Source organism: Streptomyces sp. NBC_00859 (genome assembly GCF_045161865.1).
Taxonomy (GTDB): Bacteria; Actinomycetota; Actinomycetes; order Streptomycetales; family Streptomycetaceae; genus Streptomyces.
In genome coordinates, this window is sequence record NZ_CP108826.1 from 7,056,332 (window position 1) to 7,072,168 (window position 15,837).

Sequence of the window (15,837 nt, forward strand, 5' to 3'; positions counted from 1 at the left end):
GGCCGGCTCCGGCTGCGGGCTGCTGGTCGGCAGCGGCCGCCGCCGGGGCAAGCTCATCGCTCCCGGGAAGGCCTCCGCCGGGCTGCCGGGAGCAGTCGTCATCGACGGGCTGGCCGGCTGAGACGGCGGACCCCGCCCGACCGGCCCCGCACGGAGGGGCCAGGTCAGAGGGCGGGGATCTCGATCGCCGGACAACGGTCCATGATCATTTCGCGGCCCGCCGCCCGCACCCTGCCGTACGCCGCCTCGTCGACGACCCCGAGCTGGAACCAGACGGCCCTGGCGCCGATGGCCACCGCCTCGTCCGCGACAGCTCCGGCCAGCCCGCTGTTGACGAAGACATCGACGACGTCGACCGGGAACGGGATGTCCGAGAGCGAGGCGTACCCCTGCTCGCCGTGGACCGTCTCCGCCTTGGGGTGGACCGGCACGATGCGCTTGCCGAAGCGCTTGAGCACGCCGGCCACGCCGAACGCGGCTCGCCCCCTGTTGCTCGACAGGCCCACGACCGCCCAGGTGTCGCCGGTCGAGGTGAGAATCCTGCGGATGGTGTCCGTGTCTGCGTACATGCCTCTGTCAACGGAGCACCCGCCGGGACCGTTCCCGGCCGGCCGCATAGGCTGGCCCGATGCAGGAGCAGTACCGGACACTCGCCCGCGAGGGTGTGCACGAGACCGAGGTCAGCAGATCGCGCTTCATCTGCGCACTGGCTCCCGCCGCGAGTGAAGAGGAGGCGCAGGCCTTCCTCGCACGGGTCCGCAGGGAACATCCCGGCGCGTCCCACAACTGCTTCGCCTATGTCATCGGCGCCGACGCGTCCGTACAGAAGGCCGGTGACGACGGGGAGCCGGGCGGGACCGCGGGGGTCCCGATGCTGCAGATGCTGCTGCGGCGTGAGGTGCGGTACGCCGTCGCCGTCGTGACCCGCTACTTCGGCGGGGTGAAACTCGGTGCGGGCGGGCTGATCAGGGCCTACGGCGGTGCCGTCGGTGAGGCCCTGGACGAGCTGGGCACCATCGTCAGACAGCGCTACCGGCTGGCCACCGTCACCGTCGACCACCAGCGCGCGGGCAAGCTGGAGAACGACCTGAGGGCCACCGGCCGCCTCGTGCGGGAAGTCCGTTACGCCGAGGCCGTGACCATCGAGATCGGACTGCCGGACGCGGACGTCGAGAGTTTCCGGTCCTGGCTCGCCGACAGCACGGCCGGGGCCGCGGTGCTGGAGCTGGGCAGCGAGGCCTACGGCGACGCATGACCCGGATGCTCCCGCGCCCGGACGGGACAACGGGGCGGCGACGGGTCGATGTCAGGGTGCCCGGCGGCTCCTGCCGGAGAAGGGCGCGGTGTGCGCTGCCGTGCCGCCGGGCGGCGTCCTCAGTGCGGTGTCCCCATTGCGCCAGGCGGCCAGGAGATGGTCCGCGAGACGGTCCTCGAGGTGGCCGGTGGCCTCGACCCCGAGGACGATGTCCGCCGCCAGCTGCGGCTCGTCCTCCAGCAGCCCACCGATCACCTCCCGGCGGACCACCTGCTCATGGACCGCGTCGGCCTCCACGTGCTCGTCGTAGAACCGCTGCGCCGCGGCGCCCGCCCCTGCACGGCGCAGCGCCTTGGCCAGCCTCCGTGAACCCGGGGACGACGTCACCTCGACGGCCGTGAAATGCCCGACCAGGGCGCCGCGCAGAGACCGGTGAAGCCCGAACAGCGACATCAGGTTCACCGTGGCCAGCACCTCGGCGGGAGCGAGATCCAGGTAGGTCCCGTAGGCGGGGTCCAGACCGAGGTCCACCATCAGGTCGGCGAACAGCTGCGCATGGATGTTCTCGGCCCTGCCGGCGCCGAACTCGTCGAACTCGATGGCCACCATGGCCGCCTTCGCCCGGCCCCTGAGCCTCGGCACCACCCACAGATGCGGGTCCGCCTCCTTGAGGTGGTAGAGCGAGCGCAGCGCCGCGTATTCGCGCAGCTGCCACAGCTCGCCCTCGTGCCGCAGGTAGCGGCTCACGCTGCGTCCGTCGTCGCCGACCGGCTCCACCAGCAGTGCGCCCACAGTGCGCTGAACGTCGTCACCGCCCGCTGTGGCGTCGCGCAGCGCCCGCAGGAAGGCGGCCTCGGCGGCGGCGCGAACCCGCAGCAGACCGGGGTCCCATTCCAGTTCCTCGTCCGTCCCCCGGAACCCGCGGTAATGGAGTTCGTAGAGGACGTACAGGAGTATCTGCAGGTCGTCGCCGTAGGGATCGGCCCGGCGCACGTCCTCGTCGGACGGCAATCCGGACTCCCGGCCGCCCAGAACAGCGATGACGGCGTCCGACAGCGCTCCCCGTGCCTGCGGGAGGCCGGGGGACATAACGGTGCGGCGGGCGTCTTCAGCCGGCGATGCGGTCACGATTCGCTGTCCTTCGCTTCTGCTGCTTCCACGCCCCCGGCGCCGTGCGTGACGGCCCCCGCGGCGTCTCCGGCCGTACGGCTGCTGTCGGCTGCCGCGGGAGCGGACCCCGGCTCCCGGCGGCGATGGCTGGTGTCGCACCAGGGGTAGGTGCGGCTGCGGCCGCAGGCGCAGACCGCGACGACGAAGCGCTCGGAAACGACTACATCCCCTTCGGCTGTCGTCGCCTCGACCGGGCCCTCCACGAGGATCGGCCCTTCGCGGTCCACCACCATCCGGCACGGACCCTCATTCTTTCTGCGCACGGATCATCACCAGCTCTTCCCTGCTCATATCGGGTGGCATCAGGCCCCGCTCGCGGAGCCAGGACAGACGTCTCGACGTCACGGGCCCGAAAGGGATGGTCATGCGGTCGCTGACCGATGCGTTCATCCCGGCGCGGCTCAGCCGGCGAACCGTCTCCTCGGGGCAGGTGAGGCCGGAGTGGACCATGAGCATCAGTCCGCCGGGGCGCAGGGCGCCGGGAGCGGCGTCACAGATCCGGTCGACGAGAATCCGGCCGTCCAGCCCCGCGTCCCAGGCCCGGCTCGCGCCTCTCCGCGGCAGCGAGAGACTCGGCGCAGGCACATACGGAGGGTTGCTGACCAGCACGTCGAACGAGCGGCCCGGCAGCGACGACATCAAGTCTCCGCGGTGTACGCGGACCGGGAGCCGGGCGATGGCGGCGTTCAGCCTGGCCGATGCCACCGCGCGCCGGCTGATGTCCACCGCGGTGACCCGCGCCCCCAGCCGGGCGGCCTGCAGAGCCACAGCTCCCGTACCCGTGCAGAGGTCCAGGAGCTCCGTCCCCGGCAGGATGAGCTCACTGTGCATGGCGGCCGTGAGGAACGAGCTGTCCGCCTGCGGGGCGTATACGCCGGGAAGCCGCAGGATTCTGCCTTCCCACAGCTTCGCGCCGGTACGTGCTGTGTCGTTCGTCGTGACCACGGTGCCTCTCGCGTCGGACGGCTCCGGTGTCAGACTCGCCCAGCCGGTGCGGTGCCGCCACTTCTGCGCCGGCCGTCCGTTCCAGGACCGGCCCGTCAGAAGCGGCGACGGGACCATCAGCGCTTCCGGCTGAGCTGTCCCGGTCAGCTGGTGCCCCGCCACACCTGTCCCACACGTCACCACACGGATGCGGCCCCTCTCCCCTTGCCGCGCGGCCCTGTCGAATTGCCGCGCGGCCCTGTCGAACAGCCTCTGCGCGGTGCGGACGAGGCAGTATCGCTGTCATGAGCGAACCCGAGGAGGACCGGAACCCGGTGGCCGGGCATGTGCGGCCCGAAGGAGTAAGTGACGCGACGGTCGAAGCCCTGGGCGCCTTGTCGGAGGCCTTGGAGACGGTGGAGCGGGCCCGGGGACACCTCTACGCCTTCCATCAGCTGACCGGGGGAGCCGACCTGGCGCTGGACAAGGCCGTGGAGCAACTGCGTGCGGCGGGCCACGCACCGCAGGCGGAGCTGGTGGAGCGGGAGATCGTGGGGCGCAATGTCATCCCCGGCTGCTGGACCTTCCAGATCGTCGAGGCGTACGACACCACCTACTACCGGCCGTTCACCGGCGTGGAGACGCAGGTGCGGGGGGAACTCGCCGCGGGTCGTTCCCACCTGTTCGAGGCGGAGATGAAGGAAGCCCGCCGCACCCGGGGCCACCCCGACCACACCGCCCGCCCCTGAGCCGCACGCCGGGGTGGCAGGGCATCGGGAACACCGGCAAATCCCGGTCCGTGCCGGATCAGGGGACGGCAGGCGTTAGCGTGGTGAGCCATGACTACGGGCCCGTGCTGGTCCGTGCGGGGCGAAAAGGCAAGTAGGGGCATCACGTGCGGGTCAGAGCTGTTTCATGAGGTTGCTGCACACATCGGACTGGCACCTGGGCCGGTCGTTCCACCGCGTCGGACTGCTCGACGCCCAGGCCGCGTACCTCGACCACCTGGTGGCCACCGTGCGGGAGCGCGAAGTGGACGCTGTCCTGGTGGCCGGGGACATCTACGACAGGGCGGTGCCCCCGCTCGCCGCGGTGGACCTCTTCGACCGGGCCCTGCACCGGCTCGCCGACGCGGGAGTCGCAACGGTGATGATCTCGGGCAACCACGACTCGGCGCGCAGACTCGGAGTCGGGGCGGGCCTCATCCGGCTGGCCGGGATACATCTGAGGACCGATCCAGCGGGCTGCGCCACACCGGTGATCCTTACCGACCGGCACGGCGATGTCGCGCTCTACGGCCTGCCGTACCTGGAACCCGCTCTGGTCCGCGACGAGCTGAACGCGGCCAGGACAGGGCACGAAGCCGTACTGGCCGCCGCGATGGACCGGGTACGCGCGGACCTCGCGGAACGGACGCCCGGCACCCGCTCCGTCGTCCTGGCACACGCCTTCGTCGCCGGCGGAGAGCCCAGTGACAGTGAGCGCGACATCACCGTCGGCGGGGTCGCCGCCGTGCCCGCCGGGATCTTCTCCGGTGTCGACTACGTGGCGCTCGGCCATCTGCACGGAAGCCAGGCCCTCACCGAGCGGGTGCGCTACTCGGGTTCCCCGCTCGCCTACTCCTTCTCCGAGGCCGCCCACCGCAAGACGATGTGGCTGATCGACCTCGGTCCGGCAGGGGAGATCGCCGCCGAGCGGATCGACTGCCCCGTCCCGCGGCGGCTCGCCAGAATCCGTGGCCCGCTCGCGACCCTGCTGGAGGATCCGGCACTGGAGCGGCACGAGGAATCCTGGGTGGAAGCCACCCTCACCGACCCGGTCCGGCCGGCCGAGCCGATGGCCAGGCTGACCGCGCGCTTCCCGCACACGCTCAGCCTGGTCTTCGAGCCGGAACGGACCACCGCCGACCCGCTCGCCTCCTACGCCCAGCGTCTCAAGGGGCGCACCGACCAGCAGATCGCGGAGGACTTCGTGGCGCACGTAAGGGGCGGGGCAGGCCCCGATGCGGCGGAGCGGGACGTCATCTCCGGCGCCATCGACGACGTGCGGGTGGACGCGGGCGCGAACGAGGTGGCGCGATGAGGCTGCACACTCTGCGCATCACCGCCTTCGGTCCTTTCGCCGGTCGCCAGGAAGTCGACTTCGACGCGCTCTCCGCAGCCGGGCTCTTCCTCCTGCACGGTCCGACGGGCGCAGGCAAGACCTCGGTACTCGACGCCGTCTGCTACGCGCTCTACGGGGCGGTACCCGGCGTCCGGCAGAGCCCCGGAGCGACACTGCGCAGTGATCACGCGCCGGTCGGTGAGCCCACCGAGATCTCGCTGGAACTGACCGTCGGTGACCGCCGTCTGGAGATCACCCGGCTGCCCGCTCAGCCGCGCCCCAAGAAGCGCGGAGAGGGTTTCGTCACGGAGAAGGCACAGAGCAGGCTGCGCGAATACGACCGGCAGAGCGGAGGGTGGCGGTCGCTGAGCAAGTCCCACCAGGAGATCGGCGAGGAGATCACCCAGCTCGTCGGGATGAGCAGGGAGCAGTTCTGCCAGGTGGTGCTGCTGCCGCAGGGTGACTTCGCCCGCTTCCTGCGGGCTGACGCGGAAGCGCGCGGGAAACTTCTCGGCCGGCTCTTCGACACCCGGCGCTTCGCCGCCGTCGAAGAGCGTCTCGCCGTACTGCGCCGGGCGGCGGAGACACAAGTACTCGCGGGTGACGAACGGCTGCTGACCCTCGCACACCGGATGGCGGAGGCCGCGGGCTCGGCTGCCGGGGACTGGCCGCTGCCCGGCGACCGGCCGGGTGAGCCGGGGCTCGCCGAAGCCGTCCTCGAATGGGCCGCGGTGGCCCGAAGCGGAGCCCGTGAGCGGCTCGACATCGCACAGGCGTCGCTGTCCGCCGCGGAGTCCAGGCAGTCGGCGGCCAGGTCCGCTCTGGAGGACCAGCGCGAACTGGCCCGGCTTCAGGAGCGGTTCGAGCAGACGCGCCGGCGAGCCGATGAGCTGGAGAACCGCCGGGGCGAGCGTGAGGAGGTACGCGCGGGACTGGACCGGGCGCGCCGGGCCGAGCGGATCGCCGACGCGCTGGCGCAGCGAGACCAGGCCGCACACGCCCACCGTGAAGCCGTCGGTGCCAGGGAGAGTGCCCGGCGCGGCCTTCCCGCCGAACTGGCCGAGGCGGGCGCCGACCAGCTCTCCGCCCTTGAGCGCCGGCTGAGCCAGGACCTCGGTGCGCTGGACGCCGCGCGAAGGGCCGAGCGGCGCAGCACCGACATCACCGCCGAGCTCGCAGGTCTGGACCGCCAGGCCGGCGCCGACGACGAGCTGATCCGGGAAGCCGCCGAGTGGCTGGCCGGCTGGGACACGGAGCTCCGTCGCTGCCAGGACCGTATCGACGCCGCTCAGGAAGCGTCGACGCACGCCGAGCAGCTGGCCGGCCAACTCGACCCGGCCCGCCGCCGGCTGGAGGCGGCGCGTACCCGCGACCGGCTCGCGACCGATGCCGAAACCGCGGAACGGCGGCTGAGCGCGGCGCGTGAGCGGGCCAACGCCGCACATGAGACCTGGCTGGATCTGCGGGAGCGCCGACTGCGCGGCATCGCAGCCGAGCTGGCGGCGGGCTTGCGGGAGGGAGAGCCCTGCACGGTCTGCGGTGCGGCCGAACACCCCGCGCCCGCACGGGCAGGTGCGGGTCATGTGGACCGGGCAGCTGAGGAAGAGGCGTACGGGACGCACACCCGCGCCGTACAGGAGCGCACCGATGCCGAACACGCCCTGGGGGCGGTGCGCGAGGCTGTCGCGGAAGCACGGGCGGGGGCGGGCGGCTCCACCACCGCTGAAGTCGCCGAGCTGGTGGACCGGTTGGAGCGTGAACACACCGAGGCCCACGGCACGGCCGCCGGGATGCACGACGCTCGGCAGGAGCGCTCACGGGCGGAACGCGAACACAGCGAGCGCACCGCCGCCCAGCAGCTGGCCGAGCGCCGCTCAGCCGCCCGGACCTCGCAGCGCGAGGCACTGGAGCGTGAGCGGTCAGTGATCGAGGAAGAGCTGGCGCGGGCGCGGGGCGGCGCGGCCAGCGTCGCCGAACACGCCACGCTGCTGGAGCGCCGGATGCGGTTCCTGGAGCAGGCGGCCGAAGCGGTGCAAGCCGTCGATGCCACCGCTCAGCGGCTCAAGGAGGCCGACGACCGGCTCTCCGACGCCGCTTTCCGCGCCGGGTTCGACACGCCGCAGGCCGCCGCGGCCGAACTGACCGGCGAAAGCGAACAACGCCGTCTGCAGCAGCGCCTGGACACCTGGCAGGCGGAGGAGGCCGCCCTCGCGGAGCGCCTCGCCGAGCGGGACGCGGCCGCCGCCGCCGGGCGCCCGCCTGCCGACCCGGCGGCAGCCGCGAGCGAGTCCGACAGCGCTGAGCGGGCGTTCCTCGACGCGTCGTCGGGGCTGGACGCGGCCGGTAAGCGCTGCACAGCGCTCCGGCGGCTCTCGCAGCAGGCCGCCGACGAGCTGACCGGCCTCGGGCCGTTGCGCGCGGAGTACGACAGGCTGGCCCGCCTCGCCACGCTCACCGCGGGCACATCCGCCGACAACGAACGGAAGATGCGCCTCGAGTCGTACGTTCTGGCCGCCCGCCTGGAGCAGGTGGCAGCCGCTGCCACCGTACGTCTCCAGAGCATGTCCTCCGGGCGCTACACCCTGGTCCACTCCGATGCGAGAGGCGGCGGCCGGGGCCGGTCCGGGCTCGGGCTGCATGTCCTGGACTCCTGGACGGGGCGGGAGCGTGCCACCGCGACGCTGTCCGGAGGCGAGACGTTCTTCGCCTCACTCGCCCTCGCGCTGGGCCTTGCCGACGTGGTCACCGACGAGGCGGGCGGGGTGCGGCTGGACACCCTCTTCATCGACGAGGGCTTCGGAAGCCTCGACGACCAGACCCTGGACGACGTGCTCGACGTCCTGGACTCCCTCCGCGAACGGGACCGCAGCGTCGGCATCGTCAGCCATGTGGCCGACCTGCGCCGCCGGATCCCGGCCCAGCTGGAGGTCGTCAAGGAGCAGAGCGGCTCGGCGGTCCGCCACCGTTCGGCTGGATCCGCCGGCTGAGCACCGCCCGGTGCGCTCCGGGCACCGGCCCGCTGACGTCGCCGGGTGCGCGGACGGCTGCGGTTCCTGACGGTGGCCGGGCCCGCGCGGCTGCGTGCGGACCCGGCCACCGGCGTACGCGTGCCGGACGTACTCCGGCACGCGGCACCTACAGCTTCGAGATCTCGTCCACCAGATCGTCGAGCCCCAGCGAACCCTGGGACAGCGCGGCCATGTGCCAGGACTTCGCGTCGAAGGAATCGCCGTGCGCCTTGCGGGCGTTCTCCCTGCCCAGCAGCCAGGCGCGTTCGCCCAGCTTGTACCCGATGGCCTGGCCCGGCATCGACAGATAGCGGATGAGCTCGCTCTCCACGAAATCGGCGGGCCGCCCACTGTGCTTCCCGAAGAACTCCTGGGCCAGCTCCGGTGTCCAGCGCTCGCCGGGGTGGAAGGGCGAGTCGGCCGGGATCTCCAGCTCCAGGTGCATGCCGATGTCCACGATCACCCGGCAGGCACGCATCATCTGCGCGTCCAGGTAACCGATCCTGCGCTCCGCGTCGGGCAGGAAGCCCAACTCGTCCATGAGGCGCTCGGCGTACAGCGCCCAGCCCTCCGCGTTGGCGCTCACCATGCCGACGCTCGCCTGGTAGCGGGAGAGCTGGTCCGAGACGTGCACCCACTGTGCGAGCTGCAGATGGTGGCCCGGAACGCCCTCGTGGTACCAGGTGGAAACCAGGTCGTACACCGGGAAGCGGGTCTCGCCCATGGTCGGCAGCCAGGTGCAGCCCGGCCGTGAGAAGTCCTCGGACGGCGGCGTGTAGTAAGGCGCGGCGGCGCCGCCGGGGGGTGCGATCCGGGACTCGACCTTCCGTACCCGGTCGGCGAGTTCGAAGTGGGTCCCGTCGAGGGCGTCCATCGCCTCCGTCATCAGCCCCTGGAGCCACTTCTGGACCTCGTCCACGCCCTCGATGTGCGTACCGTGCACATCGAGGTGCGCCAGCGCCTCCCAGGGCCCGGCGCCCGGCAGGATCTTCTCGGCCTCGGCCTTCATCTCGGCCAGCAGCCGGTGGTATTCGGACCAGCCGTACGCGTAGGCCTCGTCGAGGTCCAGATCGGTGCCGTTGAAGTAGCGCGACCAGCGGGCGTAGCGCTCGCGGCCCACCGTGTCGGGGGCGTCCTCGACCGCGGGCGCGTAGACATCGCGCATCCAGTCGCGCAGCGATGCCACCGCACCGGTCGCGGAACGGGCCGCGGTATCCAGTTCCTTGCGGAGCGAGGCCGGGCCCGCCGCCGCGAACTCCTCGAACCAGCCGGTGCCGGGTTCGCCCGGCCCCGCCCACTCGGTGAGCTGGGCGATGAAGGTCTCGGTGGGCCGCGGGCCCCCGAGCAGCCCCCGTTCAAGACCGAGGGCGAGGGACCGACAGTACCCGTCGAGGGCGGCGGGCACCGCGCCGAGCCGTTCGGCGACAGCCGCCCAGTCCTCGTCGGACTCCGTCGGTGTCACCGTGAAAACCTCACGCACGGCATGAGCGGGGGAGTGGATATTGCTGACGGCGCGGAGCGGCTCGTCGGCTTCGTGCACGGCGAGTTCGGCGTTGAGCCGCTCACGCAGCAGCCTGCCGCACCGCCGCTCGGCATCGCTGTCGCCGCCCGGCCGGCGCTCCGCCTCGTCGAGTTCCGCCAGTGTTGTGCGTGCGAGCGCGGCGAGGGCCGCCTGCCCTGCGGGGGAGAAGTCCGGGAGGCTGCCCGAACTCGCCCGCACTCCGAGGTAGGTGCCGGTGATCGGGTCGAGAGCGATCAGGGCGTCGACGTAGGCGTCGGCGACCTGACGGGGCAGTGGGTCGTTGGGAGTCTGTGACATGCGGACATCTTCGTACGGCGGTGAGCTCTGCGCCATCACGCCCGCCTCTCCCGTACCGCCCGCCCTTCTCACCCGGGCGGCAGCATCGGACCGCAGTCCCACTGCTGGAAGATCAACCGGGTCTCCACCCGCGCCACCTCACGGTGGGCCGTGAACTCGTCCAGGACCAGGCGCTGCAGGTCCGCGGTGTCCGCCACCGCCACATGTACCAGGTAGTCGTCGGGCCCCGCCAGATGGAAGAGCGCCCGGGACTCGGGCAGCGCCCGTATCCGTTCCACGAACGGGCCGACCAGCTCCCGGCGGTGCGGGCGTACCTGTACCGAGAGCAGCGCTTCGAGACCGCGGCCCAGTTTCGCCGGGTCGAGCCGCAGCTGATGCCCGAGTATCACTCCGGAGCGGCGCAGTCTCGCCACCCGGTCGAGACAGGTCGACGCGGCCACCCCGACCTCGGCGGCCAGCTCCCGGTAGGTGATCCGTGCATCGTTCTGCAGGAGGCGCAGGAGATGCAGATCCACCGGGTCCAGTACGACGGATTCGGACATCAGCCGAACGTAACACGGGATTGGACCCGAACTGCCCGTCAGGTGTTCAGATTCCGTCCATGGAAACCGAAGCCTCGACCACATCCAGGGCCCTGGCCACAGAGGCCGTGCACGCCGGCCGCGAAGACCTCGCCGGCCTCGGCCTGCACGCAGTCCCGATCGATCTGTCGACGACCTACCCCTCGTACGACAGCAGGCAGGAGGCGGCCAGGATCGACGAGTTCGCGGCCACCGGCGCCCGCCCGCAGGGTCCGCCCGTGTACGCGCGGCTCGACAACCCCACCACCGCCCGTTTCGAGACGGCACTCGCACGGCTGGAGGGGGCCGAAAGCGCGGTCGCCTTCGCCAGCGGAATGGCCGCGCTCAGCGCGGTTCTGCTCGGCCGTGCGAGTCAGGGCCTGCGTCATGTCGTTGCCGTCCGCCCGCTGTACGGGTGCAGTGACCATCTGCTCACCGCGGGACTCCTCGGCACCGAGGTCACCTGGACCGACCCGGCGGGTGTCGCCGACGCGATCCGTCCGGGGACCGGGCTCGTAATGGTCGAGACGCCCGCCAATCCGACGCTCGCCGAAGTGGACATCCGGGCACTGGCGCACTCCTGCGGATCGGTGCCGCTGCTCGTCGACAGCACCTTCGCGACCCCCGTGCTCCAGCGGCCGCTGGAGCACGGGGCACGGATCGTCCTGCACAGCGCCACGAAGTATCTGGGCGGGCACGGAGACGTACTGGCCGGTGTGGTGGCCTGTGACGAGGAGTTCGCGCGGGCCCTGCGGCAGATACGGTTCGCGACGGGTGGTGTACTGCACCCGCTGTCCGGCTATCTGCTGCTGCGTGGGCTGTCGACGCTTCCGGTACGGATGCGGGCCGCGGCCGGAACGGCCGCCGAGCTGGCCCGCAGGCTGTCCGCCGACCCGAGGATCCGGGTGGTCCACTATCCGAAGCTGGGCGGCGCCATGGTGGCCTTCGAGGTGCACGGCGATCCGCACGCGGTGATTGCGGACGTACGCCTGATCACTCCGGCTGTCAGCCTCGGCAGTGTCGACAGTCTCATCCAGCACCCTGCCTCCATCAGCCACCGCATTGTGGCCGAGGGAGACCGGCGGTCCGCCGGTGTGAGTGAACAGTTGCTCAGGATGTCGGTGGGCCTGGAGGACGTCGAAGACCTGTGGGAGGACCTGGACCGGGCGCTCAGCGGCCGCTCTGCTCGCTCGGCCCGTACGGCAGTTCGCTCGGAGGGCCGTACGGCAGATCGTGCGAGGGACGGGAGTGCGTGGGCGCCGTCGCCAGCCGGGCGGTGATCACCAGAGTGCCTTCCTCGATCTGGTAGTCGAGGGGCAGGCCGAGGCCGCGCATGGCCGCCACCATCCCGGTGTTGGAGGCCTGCGTCACCGCGTACACGCTCGCGCAGCCGGTCTCCTCCGCCAGTGCGACCAGCCGGCCGAGCAGCTCGGAGCCGATGCCACGGCGCTGCCAGGCGTCCTCGACGAGCAGGGCGACCTCGGTCTCGTCGCCGTCCCACAGGAGATGGCCGAGGCCGACGACGCGCCCCGACGCGGTCTGCACGGCGAGAGTGCGGCCGAAGCGCGGGCTCAGCAGGTGGCCGAGATAGCGGTCCGCGTCGCCCAGCGGCCCGTGGTAACGCAGGCCCAGGGTCCGGTCGCTGCACCGGTCGTGCATCGCTCTGGCCGCCGGTGCGTCGTCGGGACCGGCCCTGCGCACGGTGATCTCGTTCCCCTCGGGGAGGGTGAGGACATCATGGCTGCGGGGCATCCTCGGCCCCAGGCGCGCGTCCAGCTCGATGAGAGCGCGGGCGCGGGCGAACTCCGTCGGTGTGAAAGGCAGGTGGGGCCGCTCAACGGTGATCGTGCCGCCGGAGGGGTCGCGCAGACGCATCACCCGCTCCTCCAGGACGCCTTCCGCGGGCGTGGACTCGCCGGTGGGCGCGCCGCCTGCGGAGACGGCGGGCAGCGAGTGGATGGTGCAGCGGCCGAGCAACTGGCGCAGGGCCAGAGGCAGTTCCGAGGCATCCAGGGCGGTACGGGTGGCGAGGCCGAGGACGCGGGTCGGTGTGTCGACGAGGTCGTGGGCGTCCGCGCGTTCGATCCAGGTGTCGTGCCCGCCCGCCGCGGCGACCTCGTGGCCGAGCTGCCGGCCCTGGAAGGCGGCCGGTGCGCGCAGCAGGAACTCGTCGACCGTACCGTCGGCGAGCGGATGGGTCTGGAGCGTCAGGATGTCGACATGGTGGCGGGCCAGCGCCGTGCACAGCGCCGCGAGGCTGCCGGGCTCGTCCCGCACGGTCGTCCGCATACGCCACAGGGCGGTCTCCGGCCGCTCCATCCCGTCCCCGTCGCGGGACGTCGTGGTCGTGGGGTCGGGAGCGCCGCCGCTCGCGGGCGCCCGCCCGGACGGCGGCGCGTGGCTGTGGCGTTGGGCCCACCAGAGGTGGAAGGCAGCCGTGCCGATGAGAGCCACGGCGGCGGCGACCAGCAGCACGGGGCCGTCGGGGCCGTGCGCCACGAGATTGGCTACGGCGTCGGCGAGAGCCACGGCGGTGAACAGGGCGGCGAGCTCGATGAGGTCCCGGCGCCAGTGGTGCGGGCGGCGGGCACTCTTCGCGGAATTCACATTGGTCATGCCATCACTGTGACCCAGCGGTGTTGCGCGATCACAAACGCGCTGTGACCGATGGGTTAAGTGTGGTTTTGGTTGATTGGGAACCTTTTTCCGCTGAAAGAGACGCAGAGCGTCCAGCCCCGTACCCCATGGTGATGCAGCTGCCATCGAACGTACCCCCTCACCCCAAGTGAACCGATACGGGCCTCAATTGGTTCCTGCCGGCGGCCGGATACTGCGGCCGGTCTCCGGCGGTGCCCGAATCCCGTGTCCGGCTACCGGAGGGAGGACGCGATCCGGGGGCGGGTGGTTCCGCGGCGGGGCATCGCAGGGGCACACGGTGGCGGGCGCTGCACGGTCCCGCGCGGTGGTGCTCCGGGCCCGGAATCCGGGGGTACGGGGGCTCCGGGTCCGGGCAGGGCTCAGCGGCTGGTGTCGAGGATGACGCGAGCCACCAGGGCGGGGTCGTCGTTCATCGGCACGTGCCCGCAGCCGGGCAGTCGGACCAGGCGGGCGCCGGGGATCGTCCGCTTGGCCCGTACGCCCTGGCGGCGCAGGAGGAGGCGGTCCTTGGTGCCCCAGGCCACGGTGACCGGAACCGCGCTCACGTCGGAGGTGAACAGGACGTCCCGCCCGGCGGTGAGCGTCTCGCCGAAGCCGGTCGCGGACCGCAGCGCCAGGGTCTCCGACACGACGGCCTCCGGTGAACGGCGGCCCGGCCGGGCGTAGATGGTGCCGGTGAGGGCCGCCCGCCCGGCCGCCGATCGCGACAGCCGTTCGACTGCCGGGAGCGGCAGCAGCCGGGCGCCCTGTCGCATCGCGGCCAGGGCCGAGAACGCATAGCGGCGCTCGGCGGGCGTCCAGAACCCGGCCGGTGAGAGGGCGGTGACCGACTTCGCGAGCTTCCTGCTGCCCAGCTCCAGCGCGAGCAGCCCGCCGAGCGAGTTCCCCGCCACGTGGGGCCGCTCGACGCCGAGGGCCTCGCACATCGCGGCGAGTACGGGGACCACCGATGCGAGGTCGTACGGCACGCCGTCGGGCAGTGCGGGCGACGCGCCGAACCCGGGCAGATCGACCGCGATCACCTCACGTTCGGTGGCCAGGATGTGCACAACGGGGTCCCAGGCCTGGCGGTGGTGGCCGATGCCGTGCAGCAGCAGGAGCGGAGCCCCGGACCCGGTGCGCTCGTACGCGACCGAGACCGGCTTCTTTCCCGTCGGGGTGTCGATCGTGAAGGAGACCTGGGCGGCCATGCTGTTGCTCCCTGTGGAGGGGCCCCTGGGGCGAGAGGCCGGCACTTAGACGTTGCGTCAGTAACAATTACCCTCCAGTAGCTTCCACTTCAAGGGGGCGGCGGCCTTCAGTTGAAGGAGCGGTGGCCTTCCGTTGGACGAGGAGCAGCCGGCGGTTCGGGAATGCGGTGTGGCGCGGAGCCGTCCACCGGCGCAGCAGGCCTCCCCGGCGCTCGCCCGGCGGGTTCTTCTGGACAGCGGCGGGCCAGTGGGCTGGGATGGGGGAGTGGCGACCGATACGGTGAACAACCTTTTCGAAGAACACCGCTCCGTACTGACCGGTGTGGCGTACCGCATGCTCGGCCGGGTTGCCGACGCCGAGGACATCGTGCAGGAGGCGTGGCTGCGGTGGTCGGCGGACGACCGCGGGAACGTGCGTGAGCCGCGCGCCTTCCTCGTGCGCATCACCACCCGGCTGGCCATCGACCGGCTCAGGCAGGCGCAGGCGCGTCGTGAGGCTTACGTGGGGCCATGGCTCCCCGAACCCCTCGTCACGGACTTCGGTCCGACCGTTCCCGACACCGCCGAGAGGGCAGTGCTCGCCGAGTCCGTGTCGTTCGCTGTGCTGGTCGTGCTGGAATCGCTTTCTCCGCTGGAGCGTGCGGTGTTCGTGCTGCGGGAGGCCTTCGGATTCCCGTACGCGGAGATCGCCGCCGTACTCGACCGTGGCGAGCCCGCAGTGCGCCAGCTCGCCGGGCGGGCGCGGCGGCATGTGGAGGAACGTAAGCCGAGATACGACGTGGATCCCACCGAGCGCAGGGATCTGACCGAACGGTTCCTCGCGGCGGCGTCGGGCGGGGACCTGGACGAGCTGCTGGCCCTTCTCGCGCCCGGAGTGCGCCTGGTGGGCGACAGCGGCGGCAAGTCCAAGGCGCCGCTGCGCGTCATCGAGACCGCGGACAAGGTGGGCCGCTTCCTGGTCGGCATCGCCGAGAAGGGTGTGGAGGGCGCGGAGTTCCGGATCAGGGAACTCAACGGGGCCCCGGCTGTCGTGGTACTTGCGGACGGCGTCGTGGACTCCGTGTTCCAGGCGGAGATCAGGGACGGCCGGATCGCTGAAATCTACATCGTGCGCAATCCCGACAAACTGGCCCTGCTCTCCGCGGAGTAG

14 protein-coding genes are annotated in these 15,837 nt (G+C 71.8%); 6 read left to right on the forward strand and 8 right to left on the reverse strand.

Features of this window, described 5'->3' with window-relative positions; all coding sequences use genetic code 11:
• Positions 1–164: 164 nt before the first annotated feature.
• A complete protein-coding gene (locus OG584_RS31090; protein WP_405782781.1) occupies positions 165–569 on the reverse strand; it encodes a CoA-binding protein in 405 nt (134 codons plus the stop codon).
• Positions 570–628: 59 nt separating this feature from the next.
• On the opposite strand from OG584_RS31090, the gene OG584_RS31095 reads away from it, so the two are divergent.
• Positions 629–1,255 carry a YigZ family protein gene (locus tag OG584_RS31095; protein ID WP_405782782.1) on the forward strand — a complete coding sequence of 209 codons (627 nt, stop codon included), beginning with the start codon at positions 629–631 and terminating at the stop codon, positions 1,253–1,255.
• A gap of 51 nt (positions 1,256–1,306) precedes the next feature.
• Here OG584_RS31095 and OG584_RS31100 read toward each other — a convergent pair whose 3' ends face one another.
• Genes OG584_RS31100 through OG584_RS31110 form a run of 3 tightly spaced genes read right to left on the reverse strand, consistent with a single transcriptional unit; the run spans position 1,307 to position 3,532 of the window.
• Positions 1,307–2,344 carry an iron-containing redox enzyme family protein gene (locus OG584_RS31100; RefSeq protein WP_405782784.1) on the reverse strand — a complete coding sequence of 346 codons (1,038 nt, stop codon included), beginning with the start codon at positions 2,342–2,344 and terminating at the stop codon, positions 1,307–1,309.
• Between the two features lie 35 nt (positions 2,345–2,379).
• The gene (locus OG584_RS31105; protein WP_405782785.1) at positions 2,380–2,688 is read right to left on the reverse strand and encodes a CDGSH iron-sulfur domain-containing protein; all 309 of its coding nucleotides are present in this window, start codon (positions 2,686–2,688) and stop codon (positions 2,380–2,382) included.
• Positions 2,672–3,532 (reverse strand): HemK2/MTQ2 family protein methyltransferase, encoded by an 861-nt coding sequence (locus OG584_RS31110; RefSeq protein WP_405782786.1) that lies wholly within the window; start codon positions 3,530–3,532, stop codon positions 2,672–2,674. Before OG584_RS31110 ends, OG584_RS31105 begins: the two co-directional genes overlap by 17 nt.
• A gap of 122 nt (positions 3,533–3,654) precedes the next feature.
• On the opposite strand from OG584_RS31110, the gene OG584_RS31115 reads away from it, so the two are divergent.
• The 3 genes from OG584_RS31115 to OG584_RS31125 all read left to right on the forward strand — a co-directional run bounded on the left by OG584_RS31115 (position 3,655) and on the right by OG584_RS31125 (position 8,439).
• On the forward strand, positions 3,655–4,098 hold the full coding sequence (locus tag OG584_RS31115; RefSeq protein WP_405782787.1) for a hypothetical protein: 444 nt from the start codon (positions 3,655–3,657) through the stop codon (positions 4,096–4,098).
• Between the two features lie 166 nt (positions 4,099–4,264).
• The gene (locus OG584_RS31120) at positions 4,265–5,431 is read left to right on the forward strand and encodes an exonuclease SbcCD subunit D (RefSeq protein WP_405782788.1); all 1,167 of its coding nucleotides are present in this window, start codon (positions 4,265–4,267) and stop codon (positions 5,429–5,431) included.
• Positions 5,428–8,439, forward strand: coding sequence for an AAA family ATPase (locus OG584_RS31125; protein ID WP_405782790.1), 3,012 nt, complete (start codon positions 5,428–5,430; stop codon positions 8,437–8,439). The genes OG584_RS31120 and OG584_RS31125 overlap by 4 nt, the downstream gene beginning before the upstream one ends.
• Positions 8,440–8,587: 148 nt before the next feature.
• Here OG584_RS31125 and OG584_RS31130 read toward each other — a convergent pair whose 3' ends face one another.
• Both OG584_RS31130 and OG584_RS31135 read right to left on the reverse strand, forming a co-directional pair.
• A complete protein-coding gene (locus OG584_RS31130; RefSeq protein ID WP_405782791.1) occupies positions 8,588–10,279 on the reverse strand; it encodes a DUF885 domain-containing protein in 1,692 nt (563 codons plus the stop codon).
• A 68-nt stretch (positions 10,280–10,347) separates the two neighbouring features.
• A complete protein-coding gene (locus OG584_RS31135) occupies positions 10,348–10,821 on the reverse strand; it encodes an Lrp/AsnC family transcriptional regulator (RefSeq protein WP_405782793.1) in 474 nt (157 codons plus the stop codon).
• A 59-nt stretch (positions 10,822–10,880) separates the two neighbouring features.
• On the opposite strand from OG584_RS31135, the gene OG584_RS31140 reads away from it, so the two are divergent.
• Positions 10,881–12,119, forward strand: coding sequence for a trans-sulfuration enzyme family protein (locus OG584_RS31140; RefSeq protein ID WP_405782794.1), 1,239 nt, complete (start codon positions 10,881–10,883; stop codon positions 12,117–12,119).
• Here OG584_RS31140 and OG584_RS31145 read toward each other — a convergent pair.
• Positions 12,010–13,455: a GNAT family N-acetyltransferase gene (locus tag OG584_RS31145; RefSeq protein WP_405782795.1), complete on the reverse strand. Its 1,446-nt coding sequence runs from the start codon at positions 13,453–13,455 to the stop codon at positions 12,010–12,012. The two genes, OG584_RS31140 and OG584_RS31145, sit on opposite strands and share 110 nt — an antisense overlap.
• Before the next feature lie 401 nt (positions 13,456–13,856).
• On the reverse strand, positions 13,857–14,687 hold the full coding sequence (locus OG584_RS31150; protein ID WP_405782797.1) for an alpha/beta fold hydrolase: 831 nt from the start codon (positions 14,685–14,687) through the stop codon (positions 13,857–13,859).
• Positions 14,688–14,952: 265 nt separating this feature from the next.
• Between OG584_RS31150 and OG584_RS31155 the strand changes: the two genes are divergently transcribed.
• A complete protein-coding gene (locus OG584_RS31155; RefSeq protein ID WP_405782798.1) occupies positions 14,953–15,837 on the forward strand; it encodes an RNA polymerase sigma-70 factor in 885 nt (294 codons plus the stop codon).